Source organism: Inquilinus limosus DSM 16000 (assembly GCF_000423185.1).
GTDB classification, from domain to species: domain Bacteria; phylum Pseudomonadota; class Alphaproteobacteria; order DSM-16000; family Inquilinaceae; genus Inquilinus; species Inquilinus limosus.
In genome coordinates, this window is record NZ_AUHM01000001.1 from 714092 (window position 1) to 730083 (window position 15992).

Genomic DNA, 15992 nt, shown 5'->3' on the forward strand with positions numbered 1-15992 from the left:
AGCGCTAGCGCCGGATTCAGCCGAGCGGGACGTCCGCGGCGACGAGAAACCACGGCAGGGCGAGGCCGGCGATCCGGCCGATCCTCCATGTCCACGACAGGTCGAAACCGGGCCGCTCGACCACGCGGTCCAAGTCGATCACCAGCACCTCGTGCAGGCTGGTGTCGTTGGTCGCGGCCCAGTGGTTGATGCGGTTCGAGCCGTCGATCACCCAGAACGCACCCGACCGGCGGGCCAGGATCACCGGCCCCCGCAGCCCCCAGGGCTCCAGCCGGTCATGGCGCCCGCCGCCGTGCCGCGCGAGCGCGTCGGTCGACCACAGCTCCTTGGAGATGCGCCACCGGCCATCGCCGGGCGGCAGCTCGCCGAACCGCTTCGCCAGAAGGCGCCGCAGCACGTTGCGACCCCGCCACGCCCCCCTCCGGCGATGGTTCCGCAGGACACGCCAGACCTCGCGCCAAAGGCGATCCCGGTACCGCACTCGTACTTTCCCCTTCCCGAGCCTGGGGCCTTTTTTTGGCAAGCCCACAGGCGATGCGCGCACCCTGCCGCCGAGGGGCGGCATCAATCACGGGTTGCAAACGGCAGATTACATTTTTGTGACACTTCAGCCAACACGTCATCCTCGCCGCCTCGATCGCAGTCCGCGGCAGCGAAGAGGGCTAGGATTCGAATCGTGGCTGGGAACGGGGGATCGCGGAGGCGCCTCGGCCAGGCTCCACCTACGGATGAGGAACCTCAGGCAAGATGCTGAAAATGCTCGCTACTGTCCTGCTCGCGTCGGTCGCGGCGGCACGACCGGGCCTGGCCGCCGAGGTCGCCATCACCCTGGATGACCTGCCCTATGCCGTGCCGTCGCGCGTGTCGCCGCAGGAAGGGCTGGTGATCGTCGAGGCGGTCAACCGGACCCTCGCCCGGTACGGCGTGACCGCGACGGGCTTCGCCATCGGGGAGAAGGTGGCCCCGGACAGCCTCCCGGCCCTCCGCGCCTTCGTGCGGGCCGGCCATGGGCTGGGGAACCACAGCTGGTCGCATCCGGACTACAACCAGCTCACGCCGGAAGCGTTCAGGCTGGAGACGGTCCGGGCCGACCGTGCGCTCGCGGACTGGCTGACCGAGGGCAAATACTATCGTTTCCCCTTCCTCCATCAGGGCGAGACGCCGGAGAAGCGGGAAGCGGCGGCGGCGATCCTGGCGCAGCTCGGCTACCGGAACGTGCCGGTCTCGATCGACAACGACGAGTACCGGTTCAACGACGACTACATGAAGGCCCTGGCCAAGGGCGACCGCGAAGCGGCGCAGGAGATCGCCGGCCGCTACCTGCGGCACATGCAGGAGAGGACCGGGTACTTCCAGGCGCTGGCGCAGGGCAGGCTCAGCCGCGACGTCAGGCACATCCTGCTGCTGCACATGAACCGGATCAACGCCGACCACCTCGGCGACCTGCTCGGCTGGTACAAGGCCCAGGGCTGGAGCTTCATCACGGTGCAGGAAGCGCTGACCGACCCCGTCTATTCGGCGGATGACCGCTATGTCGGGCCGAAGGGCCTGTCGCAGATCGAGCGCGTGACCGCGCGGCCCTGAACCTCCTGGAAACGGCCTGCGAGGGACACCGACGCTCCGGCGCCCCTCGCCTGTCGCGTCAGCGGTCGCCGGCGACCCGGGTCAGGTCCTGGTCATGGGTCTCCCGGATCAGCCACACCGCGGTCAGGCTGATCACCGCAGCGATGCTGATGTAGCCGCCGACCCAGCCGAGCCCGCCCTGCTCGACCAGCGTCTGGGCGATGTAGGGCGCCAGCGAGGCGCCGAGGATGCCGGCCAGGTTGTAGGTCAGCGAGGCGCCGGTGTAGCGCACCCGGGTCGGGAACAGCTCGGGCAGGAAGGCGCCCATCGGGCCGAAGATCAGCCCCATCAGGAACAGCCCGAGGCACAGGAACAGCGTCACCAGAAGCACCGAGCCGCTGCCCAGCAGCGGGGCGAGGGCGAAGCCGAACAGCGCCGTCAGCACGCCGCCGATGATCAGCACCGGACGCCGCCCGATGCGGTCGCTGAGGCGCGAGGCGATCGGAATGCCGATGCCGAGGAAGATGATGGCGAAGCACTCCAGCCCGAGGAAGGCCTGGCGCGAATAGCCGAGCGCCTTGGTGCCGTAGCCGAGCGCGAACACCGTGGTGATGTAGAACAGGGCGTAGCACGACACCATCGCCAGGGTGCCGAGGATGGTGAGCCGGCCGTGGCGGACCAGCACCTCGCCGATCGGCACGCGCACCCGCTCCTGCCGCTCCATCGCGTCGCGGAATACCGGGGTTTCGACCAGCTTCAGCCGGACATAGAGGCCGACCGCCACCAGCGCGGCGCTGAGCAGGAAGGGCACGCGCCAGCCCCAGCTGCGGAACTGGTCATCGTCCAGCCCCAGCGCTAGCAGCAGGAACAGCCCGTTGGCGGCGAGGAAGCCGATCGGCGCGCCGAGCTGCGGGAACATGCCGAACCAGCCGCGCTTGCCGGCCGGGGCGTTCTCCACCGCCAGCAGCGCCGCGCCGCCCCATTCGCCGCCGAGGCCGAGCCCCTGGCCGAAGCGCATCAGGCACAGGAGGGCGGGCGCCACCCAGCCGATCGCGGCATAGCCGGGCAGGACGCCGATCAGCGTGGTCGAGATGCCCATCAGCAGCAGCGACGTCACCAGAGTCGCCTTGCGGCCGATGCGGTCGCCGAAATGGCCGAGCAGCGCCGAGCCGATCGGCCGGGCGAGGAAGGCGATGGCGAAGGTCGCGAAGGCGGCGAGAAGCTGCGCCGTCTCGGACTCCTGGGGGAAGAACACCGGCCCGAAGACCAGGGCCGCGGCCGTGCCGTAGATGTAGAAATCGTAGAACTCGATGGCTGTGCCGACCAGGCTGGCCACCACGATCCGGCCAGTGGTGTTGGCGGCGGCCGGGGCGGCCGTCCTCCCGAATGTTGTGTCCGTCATGAAGGGATGTACCAATCGTTGCGCAGCTTTTCGAGGCTGCGTTCCTTTTCTGTCGCTGTTGCCGGTCCCGTCAACCGCAAGCGGACCGGCCGGCCCGGCGTCTCGGACATGACTGCAGCGCGCAAGGCGAAGATTGCCGTCCCGCCGCGACGATCTTGCGATCGGAGCCGGAACGGAGCATCAAGCGTTCGTCGCCCGGAGGACCCGGCGCCTCCATCCGTTCGACGTCGAAGGACCCGTTGCTCGATGACCGACCGTAAAGCCGGCCAAGTCCGGCCGGACATGAATCCCTGGCTGTTCTTCCGCCGCTGGCTCGCCAACCCGCGCGAGGTGGGGTCGGTGACGCCCTCCTCTCCCGCCCTGACGCGACGGCTGACCCAGGAGATCGTCCGCGGTCCCGACGAGTATGTGATCGAGCTGGGCGGCGGCACCGGGGCCATCACCCGCGGCATTCTCGAGCGCGGCGTCCCGGCCGAGCGCCTCTACGTGCTCGAGATCAACCCGGAGATGGCGCAGCATCTGCGCGAGACCTTCCCGGGCATCCATGTGGTCGAGGGCGATGCCCGCCGCCTGCGCGAGATCCTGCCGCCCGAGGTGGTCGGCAAGGTCGGCACCACCGTGTGCGGCATCCCGATGCTGCTGCTGACGCTGGAGGAGCAGAAGGCGATCCTCGATTCGGCTTATTCGGTGATGCCGAAGGGGCGGCAGGTCGTGCTCTACACCTATGCCCTTTCCTCGCCGCTGCAGCGCGAGGCGCTGGACCTGACCGGCCGCCGCGTCGGCTTCGTCCCGGCCAACATCCCGCCGGCCTCGGTCTGGGCCTACCGGCAGCGCAGCGCCGGCTGACGCGCCCTGCTCCGCTTCCGCCGTTATGCGCGACAGGGCATAATTCCCACCTGACGGATTCGACCGGCGACGGCCCGGCCGGCCGGTCATGCATTCATGGCCGGCACGATGCCGGGTCGCCGGGGCTTCGAGGGATGGTGACGATGAGACCTTCGCTTCTTCTGATCGCCGCGCTCGGGCTCGCGCTGCCGACTGCGCCGCCGGCCCACGCCCAAGGCCCCGCCTATCACCTCCAGCTCCAGGTCAACAGCACGATGGGCCTGGGCGGCGGATCGTGCCGGGTCAGCACCGGGGTGATCGGCACCTATCCCGACAGCGCCGGCCGGCTGGCCATCGGCACGCCGGTCGATCTGGTCATCCCCTGCGCCGCGGCCGGGGCGTCCTTCTTCGATGCCCGTCTGGCCGGCCGTCCGGGCGCTTTCCAGCCCGCCGGGCCGGATGCGCTGCGGCCGCTGGCGACCCCCGTGCCGCTGCCGGCGGCCACCCCGGCGGCGCCGAGCCTGGCGCCGCCTCCGCCACAGCCGCAGCAGGTGCTGCAGCCGCAGCCGCGGCAGGTGCTGATCGCCCCGACCGCGCCCACGACCCGGACCGCACCCCCCGCCGCGCCGCGGTGGCAGGCGCCTCAGACGCCGCAGCCGATGCAGCCGCTGCCGGCCACGCCGGTGGCGCCGTCGCGCCCGCTGGTCATCCAAGGGGCAGCGCCGCCGGTGACCGCCGCCCCGGTCACGGCGCCGCCGGGCCCCGCCTTCACCCCGCCGCCATCCCCCTCCTTCGGAACGCCGACGCCGCTGCAGCCGGCCCAGGGCGGCGACACCGCCACGATGCGCCCGGACGCCGCGATCGTGCTGAACTTCGGCCCCGCCAGCGCCGCTCGGACCGGGACGTCGCAGCGCGTCGTGCTGCCGACCGATCCGGGTTATCCGGCGCTGCTGACCCAGCTCGGCGGCATCGTGCCGGGGCAGACCAAGCCGCTGCCGCGATAGGTGCGTGGGCCCATGCTGCCGTCCTTCGAGACGCCGCGCCTGTTGCTGCGGCCGCGGATCATGGCCGATCTCGAGGACTGCCTGGCGATGGACCGCGATCCCGAGGTGGTGCGCCATATCGACGGGCCCTGGGCCGATCCGGAGGCGCACCGCCGCTTCGTCGAGGACCGGATCACCCGAGCCTATCCGGACGGCATGGGCTACTGGACGGTGCGGACGAAGGCACCCGAAGGCCGCTTCCTCGGCTGGGTGCTGTTGATCCCCGCCGACGCCGTGGGGCCGGAGATCGAGATCGGCTGGCGGCTGGTTCGCGCCGCCTGGGGCCGGGGCTACGCCACCGAAGCTGCGGCGCCGGTCCTGGACCATGCGCGTGAGACGCTGGGAGTGACGGTGATCGCCGACATCGATCCGGGCAACACCGGTTCGATCCGGGTGGCCGAGAAGATCGGGATGCACCGCGTCAATCCCGCCGGCGCGGGCCGTTATATCCGCTATTCCAGCTAGGCCCGCTCGATCGCGATCGCCGTGGCCTCGCCGCCGCCGATGCAGAGGGCGGCGACGCCGCGGCGCAGGCCGTGGCGCCGCATCGCCGCCAGCAGGGTGACGATCAGCCGGGCGCCGGTGGCGCCGATCGGGTGGCCGAGGGCGCAGGCGCCGCCATGGATGTTGACCCTGTCCTGCGGCAGGTCGAGCTCGCGCATCGCCGCCATCACCACGCAGGCGAAGGCCTCGTTGATCTCGAACAGCTCGACCTCGCCCGCCCGCCAGCCGATGCGGTCGAGCAGCGTCCGGATCGCGCCGATCGGCGCCGTGGTGAACCATTCCGGCGCCTGGGAATGGGTGGCGTGGCCGCGGATCGCCGCCAGCACCGGCAGGCCCAGCCGGTCGGCGACCGAGCGCCGGGCCAGGACCAACGCCGCGGCGCCGTCGGCATTGGCGCTGGAGCTGGCGGCGGTGATGGCGCCGTCCGAGCGGAAGGCCGGCTTGAGCATCGGGATCCTGTCGGCCGACAGGCCCTGCGGATTCTCGTCGACCGCGATCTCGACGGTGCCGCTCTTGGCAGGGACCGGGACCGGCGTGATCTCGGCGGCGAAGGCTCCGGCCGCGATGGCCGCCTGGGCCCGCTGCAGCGAGACCGCGGCATAGGCGTCCTGGTCCGCCCGGCTGAAGCCGTAGCGGGCGGCCGTGGCCTCGCCGAAATCGCCCATCGCCCGGCCCTTGTCATAGGCGTCCTCGAGCCCGTCCAGCGCCGCGTGGTCGAAGATCCGGCCATGGCCGAAGCGCAGCCCGTCGCGGACACCGGGCAGCAGCCAGGGCGCGTTCGACATGCTCTCCATGCCGCCGGCGACGACGATGCCGGCGGAGCCGGCGGCGATCAGGTCGCGGCCGAGCATCGCCGCCTTCATGCCGGAGCCGCAGACCTTGTTCACCGTGGTCGCCCCGGCCGCATCCGGCAGGCCGGCGCCACGGGCAGCCTGGCGCGCCGGGGCCTGGCCCTGCCCTGCCGGCAGCACGCAGCCCATCAGCACTTCGTCGACCTGCGCCGGGGCCACACCGGCCCGGGCCACAGCGGCGGCGATCGCGGCCGCGCCGAGTTGCGGCGCAGCCAGCGGCGCCAGCGCGCCGCGGAAGCGGCCGAGCGGCGTGCGGGCGGATCCGACGATCACGACGGGATCTTCGGCGGACATCGGAATTCCCTTGGATCGTTATATGACGATCACAATATTATAACCGTCATCTAAAAAGGCAATCTCCGCCGTCATCGGCGAGGACACCGGGAGGCCGGCATGCGCTACAGCAAGGACCACAAGCAGGAGACGCGGGAGCGGATCATCCGCACCGCGGCGAAACGGTTCCGCGAGGACGGGGTGGAGGCGGTGGGCGTCGCTTCGCTGATGGCCGATGCCGGGCTGACCCATGGCGGCTTCTACGCCCATTTCCCGTCCAAGGAGGCGCTGGTGGCCGCCGCCTGCACCGAGGGTTTCGGCGAGAGCCAGACCCGCCTGCGCCAGATCGTCGAGCGCCACCCGCCCGGCGAGCGGCTGACGGCGCTGGCGGAGGCCTATCTGTCGCCGACGCATCGCGACCATCCGGGCGAAGGCTGCACCGCCGCCGCGATCGGGCCGGAGATCGCCCGCCATCCGGCGGACACCCGTGCCGCGTTCACCCATGGTTTGCGCGGGCTCCTGGCGCTGGCCGAGGAAGCGATCGAGGCCGATGGCGGCGATCCGACGGCGGCACCCCAGGCGGTCGCCGCGATGATCGGCGCCCTGATCCTGGCCCGCGCGGTGACCGACGAAGCCCTGTCGGACCGTCTCCTCACGGACGGGGTGCAGGCCGTCCGCCGTCTCGCGCCACGCGGGGCCAAGCCGCCGCCCGGGTGATATGATCCGAGCTCCTTGTGATTCGACCCCAATTCACGTCACCGGGAGCACCCGTCATGGTTCGTGGTCTGGGAAGAACACTGCTGCGCGCCATCGCCGCGATCACCATCGGCTTCGCGACGACGGCCGCCCAGGCGGCCGAGGTCTGGCAGACCCTGCCGGAGCCGCCGCCGATGCCGAAGCCGGCCGAGAGCGGCATGGCCCCGGTCAACGACATCCAGATGTACTATGCCGTGTTCGGCACGGGCCGGCCGGTGCTCCTGCTGCACGGCGGCCTGTCCAGCTCCGACTACTGGGGCGGCCTGGTGCCGGCGCTCACCGCCCAGGGCTTCCGGGTGATCGTGGCGGACAGCCGCGGTCACGGCCGCAGCACCCGCTCGGCCCAGCCCTACAGCTACGACCTGATGGCGTCGGACGTGCTGGCGCTGCTCGACCACCTGAAGATCCAGAAGGCCGACCTGGTCGGCTGGAGCGACGGCGGCATCATCGGCCTCGACATCGCGATCCATCATCCGGAGCGGCTGAACCGCCTCTACGCCTACGGCGCCAACTCCGACCTGAGCGGCCTGAAGCCGGATTTCGACAAGAACCCGATCTTCGCCGCCTTCATCGAGCGCGCCGGCGCGGAATACCGGAAGCTGTCCAAGACGCCGGACCAGTATGATGCCTTCCTGCAGCAGATCTCGCAGATGTGGGCGACGCAGCCGAACTTCACCGTCGACCAGCTGCGCGGCATCAAGGTGCGCACCGCGATCGCCGACGGCGAGCACGACGAGGGCATCAGGCGCGAGCACACCGAATATCTGGCCCGCACCATCCCCGGCGCGGAGCTGCACATCCTGCCGAACCTCAGCCATTTCGGCATGCTGCAGGACCCGAAGGCGTTCAATCAGTCGGTGCTGGACTTTCTCACCGCCCCGTGAGCCGCGCGGCGACGGCGGAGGGCGGCATTGCCGGGCGCCGGCGCCGGCTGATAGAAGGCGCCATGGCCCGCCCGATCTTCACCTTCCCCGACGACGCCGCCTGGAACGATGCGCGCCAGGCGGTCGAGTTCGGGGTCGAGATCGGCGACTATGCCGGCCGGGTGTTCCTGCCGGCGGCGGCGCTGCGGTCACTGCTCGGGCATCGCCCCACCCCGGCCGAGGCGGTCGAGATCTACCACCTCCACCGCGCCACGATCGAGCGCGCGGCGGAGCTGCGGATCGAGGAGCGACGGCTGGATCCCGACGCCAATGTGACGCTGGACGGGCGCGACTTGCGGCACGGCTGAGGACAGCCGCTCCTCTCAGGGCCTGAGCGGAGGGTCGAAAGCCGGCATCCGGAAGCCGGCGCCCCACACGACGGTGTAGCCGGATTCCATAAGGCAGACCTGGATCCTCGTTCGAGCGTCAATTCCCGGATTCGTTGCCATGGTCTCGGCCAGCCCGTTGAAGCCGGCCGCCGCCCCCACCAGCGCGCCCATACCGGTCGCATTCCTGACATTGCCGTGGAAGAGCGTCGCACCGCCGCCTCCGACCGCCGCCCCTGTCGACACCGCCGACACCGCCGCCAGGACGGCCAGCCCCTCATTCGGACCGGATGGTCGCTCCGCAGCCTCGTCCTGGCAGAGTTTCAAATCCTCCTCATAGCGGATGCCGCCGTCTCGCGAGGCCAGCGGGTCGATGTCGGGCCGGATGTCGTAGACGCTGCAGGCGGAGAGAAGGAATGAGGCAATCGCCAGGGCCGGAGCGAGGGAGAGCGGAGGCCGCAGCCCGCCTGGGTCAGATCGTGCCGGTGCGGCCTGGTTTCGTGCATTCATGGATGGCCTCGCCGCTGGGTAACCTCGCCGATCTTCGTTATATATCAAAAATAGAAATTAACATAATGATACAATTTTTTATCCATATTCACCCGCGGCATGCCGACTCCGCCACGGATCTATATTGCGATTGGTTCTTACTTGCGATACCGAACGCCCATGGCCTGCAGTGACACGATTCAGCGGAACAGGAGTGGTCGCATCCCACCCGCTTCGACCGGCCGGGGCGGTGCGTCCCGGCGATCCCGCGGCCTCTTCGTCCGGATCGCGAGGCCGGCGTGATCGAGATCCTGCGGCCGGTCTTCACCGGGGACCTGGCGCATTGCGGCGAGGCCGTGGTGCTGCCGGATGACGAGCGCCCCGCCCTTCCCGGCCCCAGCCTGCTCGACCCCGCGGTGATCGACCGGGTGCTCGACGACTATGCGGCCCGGTATCCCGGGGCGGATCGGCGCGCCGTCGCCTCCTTCTGGTCGCAATGGTACTTCGCCCGGCTGCTGCCGCCGGTGATGGCGGCGAGCCTGCTGCTCGGCCGCCGCTTCCCGGTCGCGTTGGCGGAGGTCGCGGTGATCCGGGCGCCGGAAGGCCACCCAATCGCCTTCCGCATGGCGCATGAGGGCGAGCCCGATGAGGAGACGGACGTCTTCCGCCGGTTCGACCGGTTGATCGGCGGCCATGTCGAGCCCTTCATCGCCGCCTGGGCCCCGCACACGCGGGTGGCGCCGCGGCTCTACTGGAACAACGCGGCGGTCTATCTCGACTGGATCCTGGGCGAGATCGCGGCCCATCCGCTGGCCGGCGACAGTGGCCTGACGGCCGGGGCCGGCCGCCTGCTGTCCAGCCGAGAGCGGCCGGACGGCACGCCGAACCCGCTGTTCGACCCGATCCAGACGATCGAGGAGGCGGGCGAGGCCCGGCAGTGGCGCCGGCTGTGCTGCCTGCGCTACCGGTTGCCGGATATCCCGGAATGCGGCACCTGCCCGCATCTGCGGGCGCGGCTGCGCAAGGCTCCGGCGCCACAGGTTGCCTGAGAGATACGGATGGTGAGCCGGGTGGAAGCTAAAGACTCTTGATGAATCAATAGATTACTATCTACAAACCTCAATCTTGGGCCTACGACAAGTCAATGGGTTGGAGGCGCATTTCCAAACCGGACCACCTATCGAGACCGTCGCCTCTCGCCTCTATCCGCCGCCTCCCCAACCGTGGCTGCGTTGTAATCCGGTCTGCAGATGCATGCCGCACCTATTTTAGCTGCGCCCCAAGTCACTCCAGGTGCACCCAAATCAGCGCAGGTTCAAATCGGGGACCCGCAACCAATACGCTTTCGCACTCCGATGCACGATCATCGGACCGATGGAACGGTCCTCAATGCGCGGTTACCGCCCCTGTCGCACGCTACTCACGCCGCAGACCACGCCGCGCTCATGGCGGCGGCAAGGGTACGATCACGATGCTGGACGACCGTCCATTGAGCTATGGTCCGAACACAGACAGCTTCGGCGTCCGGGTTTCGTGGCCCGGGGTTGTACGGCGTGGTGACAGCTCGTTCAGTGGCTGGCCACCTTATTCCTTCGCAAGGGCGCCTGATTCATCCATGACTTGCTGTCGGGCCAGCCGCTCCAGCGCATCTATCTTGCGGCCCAGGCGGTGCGCCGAGAGGCTGACACCATGGGCTGCCAGATCGTGCCGGACCTTGCGAGCGATCGCCGAACCCTGTCTCTGCTCGACACCCTCGGCGACAAGATCTGCCGCATAGGCGTCGGCGACAGCCCCCGCGAACCCGATCAGCTCGGCTGCCCAGAAACCCAGCAGCCGATCACGGCGTGTCCGGATACGGAACGCCGTCTCTTGATCGTGCTGGAAAGCAGCCTCGATCGCCCTTTCCCTCGAATCCAGGGATGTCATGCTTCCTCCATTCGGTCTTGCGCCAGCCAGTCAGCTCGACCAGAGGACGAGCGTGCGCGGGTCCCGCATCACGTCGCGCGTCGTCCCACCAAAGATCCGCTCTCGCGTCCGATCATGCGAATAGGCGCCCATGACGAGCAGATCCGCACACGCCTCGTCCGCCGCCATCATCAATGTCTCACCAGTGGACAGGCCGATCGGCTTCCGAACTTCCACCTCCGCCTTGAGGCCATGGCTCGCGAGATAGGCCTGCACCGGCTCGAGCGGCGGGGTCGCACCATGCTCCTCGACCGCGAGCACAATGATCTTCCGGCACCCATCGAGAAGAGGCAGGGCACCCGTGACTGCCCTGGCCGCCTGGGGAGTGTCGTTCCAGGCGATCAGGGCCGACCCGCAGCGGTTCAGGATGGTTCGGCCGGGCACCAGAAGGACGGGGCGCCCGGTCATCAGCAGCGCCGCCTCGAAGATCCGGTCGGCGACCGAAGGACGGCCACGCTCGGCCTTCGCCACGACGATCAGGTCTGCGGCACGGCCGGCCGGCCCGATCGCCTCGGCATAGGGTGTCGGGCACTCCGTCCAGCGGACGGGAGCTGGCTCCACCGGGTCGTGGCTGTGCCGACACCGGATCCGATCCTGTTCTCGCCACTGCTCGAACCAAGCCCGGGCGCGGTCGGCCGAGGCGCGCACCTCCTTGCTCAGCGCCTCGGCGAAGTCCTCCGTCCATCCCGGCGCGAAGATCTCGCCGAGGAAGCGGTCAGACATGTCCGCCGGCCGGCAGAAGTAAAGGCACTCGAGCTCCGCCTTCTGCCGACGGGCGATCATCGCCGCGATATCCAGCATGTCGTCCCGCGGGGTACCCGCGAAGGGAGTCAGGATCCGACGGATCGACATCTCAGATCTCCTTCTTTCGGGCGAACCGTGGAGGCCTCGTCGTCGCCTTGGGCGAGCTCCTCCAATCGGCCCATCGCTTCGAGCGTGATCTCGTGCCGGCCGCGAACAGCGATCAGCCCTTGATCCTTCAATCGGCCGAACGTCCGGCTGACCGTCTCCAGGGTCAGGCCGAGATAGTCGGCGATCTCCGCCCGGGTCATCGGCAACTGCACGGGATTGCCCGGAAGACCGAGACGGCAAGCCCGGTCGCTGAGCTGCAGCAAGAATCCCGCCAAGCGCTCCAGCGCGGACTTCTGGCCGAGTGACAGCATGTGCTCCTGCGCTGCGGCCAGATCTCCGATCAGACGCTCGCGAAGGGCTGTCTCCACGGCCGGGAGACGCCCCAGCAATGCCTCGAAGCGGGCGCGCTCAAAGCGGCACAGCCGCGCTTCGCCGATCGCGTCGACGCTGTAGGGATAGGCGCCCTGGACGGGGAGCCCGAAAAAATCACCGCTGAGAAGAAAGCCGACGATCTGCTGCCGGCCGTCCGGCAGCGCCTTCACCAGCTTCGCCGCGCCGGACACGATGTTGAAGGTGTGGTCCGCCGGATCGCCCTCGGTGACGACGCGCTGGTGCGGACGCAGCCGGACCGTTTCGGCGATGTCGGCGAACTCCGTCAGGTGTTCTTCCGAAACGCTGCTGCAGAGGCTTCGGCAGCGCGCCTCGCAGTTGCGACAGTCGTCGAGCGCCGATCGCGTCGCCGGAACCAGAAGCCTCAGTACGCCGGCTACCATCGACCGCTCCCCGATGAGTGCCATCTCTTGCCATTGGCAATTCATCACCGGGTCGCCCCCGCGACTTTGATCTAGATCAATCAGCTCTCGTCCAAGGCGTGGCGGAGATGTCGCAGGATCGCACTCCGAGCGCGGTTGTGGCCGGCGGCTTCGAGCCGAGCGTCGATGTCGAGCAGAAGCCGAGCCCGTTCGTTGTGCCAGTCGAGGGCCGCGACCGCCTCCGGCAGGATGCGCGGCCTCTGCGGCATCGGGATGAGTTCGGGCCCGCCGCCTCGAAGCGTGTAGCCGTCGTCGAGCTGCGGCACGATCACCGCCGGCGCGGGATCGAAGCTCTTGACCACCCGTTCCCGCAGCGCCCCGAGCGCCGGCCGCTCGCCATGCACGAGGAACACGGCGCCGCGGATCGGCCCGCGATCGGCGATCCAGCGCGCGAGCTCCGGCCCGTCGGCATGTCCGGAATAGTCCTCGATCATCCGGATCCGCGCGCGGACCTGCAGCTCCTCGCCCTGGATGCGCACGGCCTTGGCTCCGTCCTGCAGCAGCCGACCGAGCGTGCCCTGAGCCTGGAACCCGGTCAGCAGGACGGTGGCGGCGGGATTCCAGAGATGATGCTTCAGGTGATGCCGAATGCGGCCCGCATCGCACATTCCGCTCGCGGCGATGACGATCCTGAACCCGTCCACGCCATTGATCGCCCGGCTCTGGTCCGGCGTCTCGGCGAAATGGATCTGCTTCGATCGCAGCGCCCGGGCGAAGTCCGGACCGTCTTCCAGCGCCTTGTGGTTCTGCAGGAACACGTCGGTGGCCCGGATGGCGAGCGGCGAGTCGACATAGATCGGTGACGTCGGCACGACGCCCTCGCCCATCAGCCGCACGAGATCGAGGATGAGCTCCTGGGTCCGCTCCACCGCGAAGGCGGGGATGATCAGCACGCCCTGGGGCGTCATGGCCTCCCGGATTTCGGCCGCAAGGTGGGCCCGCCGCATCTCGGGCGTGATCTCCGGTCGGTCCACGTCGCCATAGGTCGCCTCGCAGATCAGGACGTCGACGTCTGTCGGCGCCCGAGCGTCGGGCTGGAGCATCTTGGCATCGGGTCCGAGATCGCCGGACACCAGGAGGCGAAGGGGCCTGCCCTCCTCGCCCGCGAGCTCGATCTCGATCGACGCCGATCCCAGGATGTGCCCCGCATTCCAGTAGCGAACACGGATGCCGGGCAGCGGCTCGAACCACGTCTCGTAGCCGACCGTGCGGAAGGCCGCGAGGGTCGTTTCCGCATCCGCCACGGTGTAGATCGGCGTCACCTTCGCCCGGCCCCGGCGCTGGTTCCGCTGGTTCAGCGTGAGCACCTCCGACTCCTGGATATGGCCCGCATCAGGCAGCATCACGCCGCAGAGATCGATCGTGCCGGACGTGGCGTAGACCGGTCCGCGGAAGCCGTCGTGGACGAGCTTCGGCATCAGGCCGCTGTGATCGATATGGGCATGGGTCAGCAGCACGCAGTCGATCTGGTCCGGCCGGAAGGGAAAGGGGATGTAGTTGAGCCCTTTGAGCGTCTTCGTCCCCTGAAACAACCCGCAGTCGATCAGGATTCGGCCGCCGTCGGCCTCGAGCAGGAGGCAGGAACCGGTGACGGTACCGGCCGCGCCGTGGAAATGCAGGGCAGGTGTCATCAGGAGCCTCGTCAAGGGTGCACGGCGCGCCGACCGCCATCGATGCCGTCGGCGCACCGCGGTTGCCGTCGAACGACCGGCTAGCCAACCAGCAGATGATCCTCGACCGCGGTGACCCCGGGGGCGGACCAGGCTGCCCGCTCCGCCGTGTTGCGCTCTGACCAGTTCCGCACCCGGCCGTTCAGGGTGATGGTGCCGTCCACAGCCGATACCCGGATCTCGCCGGCATCGAGAACGGCATTCCGCCGGAACGCATCCTCGATCTTCTGCTTGACGTCCGCGGCGCGGACCGCCGGCTCGACCTTGATCAGGTTCATCAGGCCCACGACACCGCTCAGCTTCTGAATGTCGGCCGCCGCCGCGCCACGCTGATAGTCCCAGTCGACGGTGCCGGTGAGGGTCACCCATCCCTTCTCCACCTTCACCGAGATGCGTCCGGGCGGCACCGACACATCCCATTGCAGGATGCGCACGGCTCGCTCGGCGATCTCGTCATCCTTCGTCTTCTTGGCGTAGGGCGGGCGCACCTCGATCTCCTCGGCGATGCCCCGCACGCCGGTCACGCGCTGGGCCGCCCGCTCGGCCGCCAGCTTCTCCGCATAGGTCGATACATGTCCGGTGAGCGTCACCACGCCGTTATCCGCGGCGACACCGATATGGGTGGCGTCGAAGGTGGGATCCCACGCCAGCTCATTCAGCACGTTGCGCCGAAGGTCCTCGTTCTTGCCGGTCATCACCAGCCTCCGTTGTAAGGGTTGACGGACAATGCCTAACGCTGCTGCCGCGGATCGGCTTTGACCCAGATCAACTCGGCCATCGGCTGTCTGGCTCCGGCGAGATCTCAGAACCAAAAGAGGCCCGCGCCGCCATCGGCGCGGGCCTGTGTCCCGGAATCCCAGTGGCTCAATGGGCCAAGAGGACGCCGATACGCGCCTGCTCGACCACGTCGCGCGTGGTGCCGCCGAGGATCGCTTCCCTGACCCGGCTGTGGGTGTAGGCGCCCATGACCAGGAGTCCGGCCTGCATGCGATCCACCTCGTCGAGCAGCACCTGCCCGACGGTGCGGTTCTCGAGAGGTTTGGCCTCGGTCTCGACCAGGATGCCGTGCCGCTGGAAATAGGCCCGCATCGGATCGAGCGTCACCTCTTGGCCCGCCTCGTCCAGGACGGTGACCAGCTTGATCCACTTGCGGTCGCGCAACAGCGGCAGCGCCCCCGCCACTGCGCGCGCCGACTGGACGCTGTCGTTCCAGGCAATGAGGACGGTGTCGGTGCGGCTGAGGAACGGTGTGTCCGGCACCATCAGCACCGGCCGCCCGGACGCCAGAAGTGCATCCTTGAAGATCTCCCGCGACCAGGCCGTCGCGGTGTTCTCCGGACCGCGGGTGATGATGAGATCGGACACCCGGCAGGCGGCGCCGATCACGTCGCTGTTGACGCCAGTCTCGTCGCGCCAAGTGACGATCGGTGTATCGGATTCGCCGCCGACATGGTTGCGGTGGCGCCAGCCGTCGAAATAGCGGCGGGCGCCTCCGGCGGTCTCCTTCACCTGAGCCTCGATCTCGGCTTGGTATTGCCCGCTCCAGGCCCCGTAGTCGAACTCCCACTCCGGGAAATTGCCCACGATGGAGGGGCGCAGATACAACAGCTCGACCGCGGCGGCCTGCTCCCGCGCCATTGCGAGCGCCGCGTCGAGCAGGCTGTCGTCGTTGAGCTTGCCCGCCACGGGCACCAGAATCTTGCGGATCGGCATGGCGATCTCCTGAGTTCCGACAGCG

At 69.1% G+C, this 15992-nt stretch carries 18 protein-coding genes; 8 read left to right on the forward strand and 10 right to left on the reverse strand.

Annotated elements, in window-relative coordinates; genetic code table 11:
- Positions 1-16: 16 nt before the first annotated feature.
- Entirely contained in the window at positions 17-397 is a 381-nt protein-coding gene (locus tag G537_RS0103490) for a hypothetical protein (RefSeq protein WP_026868925.1), read from the reverse strand.
- 359 nt (positions 398-756) lie between these two features.
- Between G537_RS0103490 and G537_RS0103495 the strand changes: the two genes are divergently transcribed.
- On the forward strand, positions 757-1584 hold the full coding sequence (locus G537_RS0103495; protein WP_162146078.1) for a polysaccharide deacetylase family protein: 828 nt from the start codon (positions 757-759) through the stop codon (positions 1582-1584).
- A 58-nt stretch (positions 1585-1642) separates the two neighbouring features.
- Here G537_RS0103495 and G537_RS0103500 read toward each other — a convergent pair whose 3' ends face one another.
- Entirely contained in the window at positions 1643-2965 is a 1323-nt protein-coding gene (locus tag G537_RS0103500; protein WP_026868927.1) for an MFS transporter, read from the reverse strand.
- 246 nt (positions 2966-3211) lie between these two features.
- On the opposite strand from G537_RS0103500, the gene G537_RS0103505 reads away from it, so the two are divergent.
- From G537_RS0103505 to G537_RS0103515, 3 genes are all read left to right on the forward strand, one after another.
- Positions 3212-3811: a class I SAM-dependent methyltransferase gene (locus G537_RS0103505; protein WP_026868928.1), complete on the forward strand. Its 600-nt coding sequence runs from the start codon at positions 3212-3214 to the stop codon at positions 3809-3811.
- A 143-nt stretch (positions 3812-3954) separates the two neighbouring features.
- Positions 3955-4794: a hypothetical protein gene (locus tag G537_RS0103510; protein ID WP_026868929.1), complete on the forward strand. Its 840-nt coding sequence runs from the start codon at positions 3955-3957 to the stop codon at positions 4792-4794.
- Between the two features lie 12 nt (positions 4795-4806).
- A complete protein-coding gene (locus tag G537_RS0103515; protein ID WP_026868930.1) occupies positions 4807-5298 on the forward strand; it encodes a GNAT family N-acetyltransferase in 492 nt (163 codons plus the stop codon).
- Here G537_RS0103515 and G537_RS0103520 read toward each other — a convergent pair.
- Entirely contained in the window at positions 5295-6482 is a 1188-nt protein-coding gene (locus G537_RS0103520; RefSeq protein ID WP_026868931.1) for an acetyl-CoA C-acyltransferase, read from the reverse strand. The genes G537_RS0103515 and G537_RS0103520 overlap by 4 nt on opposite strands.
- 99 nt (positions 6483-6581) lie before the next feature.
- On the opposite strand from G537_RS0103520, the gene G537_RS36225 reads away from it, so the two are divergent.
- From G537_RS36225 to G537_RS0103535, 3 genes are all read left to right on the forward strand, one after another.
- On the forward strand, positions 6582-7178 hold the full coding sequence (locus tag G537_RS36225) for a TetR/AcrR family transcriptional regulator (protein ID WP_034850392.1): 597 nt from the start codon (positions 6582-6584) through the stop codon (positions 7176-7178).
- Positions 7179-7234: 56 nt separating this feature from the next.
- Complete coding sequence (locus G537_RS0103530) at positions 7235-8101, forward strand: alpha/beta fold hydrolase (RefSeq protein WP_051247764.1); 867 nt, start codon at positions 7235-7237, stop codon at positions 8099-8101.
- Positions 8102-8163: 62 nt separating this feature from the next.
- Positions 8164-8448, forward strand: coding sequence for a DUF1488 family protein (locus tag G537_RS0103535; RefSeq protein ID WP_034850394.1), 285 nt, complete (start codon positions 8164-8166; stop codon positions 8446-8448).
- 15 nt (positions 8449-8463) lie between these two features.
- On the opposite strand, the gene G537_RS0103540 is transcribed toward G537_RS0103535, so the two are convergent.
- Complete coding sequence (locus G537_RS0103540) at positions 8464-8976, reverse strand: hypothetical protein (protein ID WP_026868934.1); 513 nt, start codon at positions 8974-8976, stop codon at positions 8464-8466.
- A gap of 278 nt (positions 8977-9254) precedes the next feature.
- Here G537_RS0103540 and fhuF point away from each other — a divergent pair, with 278 nt between their 5' ends.
- Entirely contained in the window at positions 9255-10004 is a 750-nt protein-coding gene (fhuF, locus tag G537_RS0103545; protein ID WP_026868935.1) for a siderophore-iron reductase FhuF, read from the forward strand.
- A 535-nt stretch (positions 10005-10539) separates the two neighbouring features.
- Here fhuF and G537_RS0103550 read toward each other — a convergent pair.
- From G537_RS0103550 to G537_RS41870, 6 genes are all read right to left on the reverse strand, one after another.
- Positions 10540-10881: an ATPase inhibitor subunit zeta gene (locus tag G537_RS0103550; RefSeq protein WP_026868936.1), complete on the reverse strand. Its 342-nt coding sequence runs from the start codon at positions 10879-10881 to the stop codon at positions 10540-10542.
- Between the two features lie 30 nt (positions 10882-10911).
- Entirely contained in the window at positions 10912-11721 is an 810-nt protein-coding gene (locus G537_RS41865; RefSeq protein WP_162146079.1) for a universal stress protein, read from the reverse strand.
- 29 nt (positions 11722-11750) lie between these two features.
- Positions 11751-12545, reverse strand: a complete 795-nt coding sequence (locus tag G537_RS36235) for a Crp/Fnr family transcriptional regulator (RefSeq protein WP_155888481.1) — start codon at positions 12543-12545, stop codon at positions 11751-11753.
- Positions 12546-12625: 80 nt separating this feature from the next.
- Entirely contained in the window at positions 12626-14215 is a 1590-nt protein-coding gene (locus G537_RS0103565) for an MBL fold metallo-hydrolase (RefSeq protein WP_026868937.1), read from the reverse strand.
- Between the two features lie 80 nt (positions 14216-14295).
- The gene (locus G537_RS0103570; RefSeq protein ID WP_026868938.1) at positions 14296-14949 is read right to left on the reverse strand and encodes a BON domain-containing protein; all 654 of its coding nucleotides are present in this window, start codon (positions 14947-14949) and stop codon (positions 14296-14298) included.
- Positions 14950-15118: 169 nt separating this feature from the next.
- A complete protein-coding gene (locus G537_RS41870; protein WP_051247770.1) occupies positions 15119-15967 on the reverse strand; it encodes a universal stress protein in 849 nt (282 codons plus the stop codon).
- Positions 15968-15992 lie beyond the last annotated feature (25 nt).